This is a genomic window from Streptomyces sp. NPDC001604 (genome assembly GCF_042893475.1).
Lineage (GTDB): Bacteria > Actinomycetota > Actinomycetes > Streptomycetales > Streptomycetaceae > Streptomyces.
The window spans coordinates 1-1369 of sequence record NZ_JBIAUY010000052.1 but is presented as its reverse complement, the minus strand read 5'-3'; the positions used below and the strand labels follow the sequence as shown (position 1 = coordinate 1369).

2 protein-coding genes are annotated in these 1369 nt (G+C 41.2%); both read right to left on the bottom strand.

Features of this window, described 5'->3' with window-relative positions:
* Positions 1-108 (bottom strand): hypothetical protein (locus ACFY1E_RS47915; protein ID WP_389088933.1); only part of this gene is annotated, 108 nt, incomplete at its 3' end.
* A 91-nt stretch (positions 109-199) separates the two neighbouring features.
* Positions 200-1147, bottom strand: coding sequence for an IS30 family transposase (locus tag ACFY1E_RS47910; RefSeq protein ID WP_003130410.1), 948 nt, complete (start codon positions 1145-1147; stop codon positions 200-202).
* Between the last annotated feature and the right edge of the window lie 222 nt (positions 1148-1369).

Genomic DNA, 1369 nt, shown 5'->3' with positions numbered 1-1369 from the left:
AGCAATTTTTAGGGCATCTGTCCCTGATAAACGAACAATGGCAATTGCTCCTTCACCAAGCGGTGTCGAAATCGCCGCAATCGTATCAAATTCTTGTGTTAATGTCATAAAGACTATTTTAACGCAAAAAGGCTGAATTTCCTAGCCTATTTAATTTATTTTTTTATAAAAAATAAAAATCGCAAATTGCAAGTCCAAGTTAGCCAGCCAAGCTCATCTCATATGAACTCTTATAGTTGAACATTTTTCTTGGATAATGGTTCATCCAATACTCGATAGCGGCGACTTCTTCAGGGGTCGTCTTTGTTGTGCCTTTTGGCAGATGCCTACGAATCATTCGGTTATGGTTTTCATTCGTCCCTCGCTCAAAGCTCGCGTAGGCGTGTGCATAGTAAACTGGACAGCTTACGACCTCAGAGAGCCTTGCAAATTCATGGCCATTGTCAGGGGTAATGGATTTGAAGTCATAACTTTTTTGAAGTTCCACCAGCTCATCATTGACCGCCTGTGCTGTTTTCCCATCAATCAAGCGAATGATCTCCGTGCGGTATTTTCGCTCTGTGAGCGTCAAAAGCACCTTGTTCTTAGCTCTCGTAAGAATGACCGTGTCAATCTCGTAATGCCCCACTTCTAAGCGATTGTTAATGAACTCAGGCCGTTCTTCAATAGACTTGCCAAAAGGATGCTTTGGCGCACGAGGTTTGATTTTCTTTGCCGCCTTATACTGCGGATAGAAAAGATGATGACGCTTGGCTTCTAACCAGCCCCAGTTGACCCAATTGTAGAGGCTGCTCAGAGAAACTCCTTTTAGAGCCTGATGAATGACTTCCAAAGAGTCCTTGTCTTCTTTAAGACGTGTACTCACATAACAATCAATCTCAGTCGTGAGTTTACTCGGACGAACACTGTGAGCCCTCAATCCTTCATAATTTTCTTGAGCCTTTTTAGCAGAGTATTTTACCTTCCGCTTGAGCTGGATTTCCCCTCGCTTCATCTCTCTGTCAATCGTCCCATGAGCTTTATTCAATAAGCGCGCAATCTCACGGTTGCTCAGTCCTTCTTTATTGTGCCAACGTTCAATGTTTAAACGGTCTTGATTGGTCAGGTGTTTCCCTTTGCTCTGGCTTGTGATAGAATAGTCTTGCATCTGAATTTCCTTTTTATACTATTTGGTCGAACTTCTAGTATAAGAGATTCAGATGTTTTTTGCTTGACTCAAGGTGGCTAACTTCATTTTACAATTTGCGAATTTATTATTTATTTATCTCTGATAATGGCCACACACAGGTCCAATTAATCAATTTTTTTATCATCAAAGGGCAGTAAAAAATGTGACCAATCCAAAAATTATACCTGGAAAGTTTGCCGT

Bases quoted from the DNA above. Each gene is read 5' to 3' on its own strand.
- ACFY1E_RS47910 (WP_003130410.1), bottom strand. From the start codon at position 1,147: ATGCAAGACTATTCTATCACAAGCCAGAGCAAAGGGAAACACCTGACC.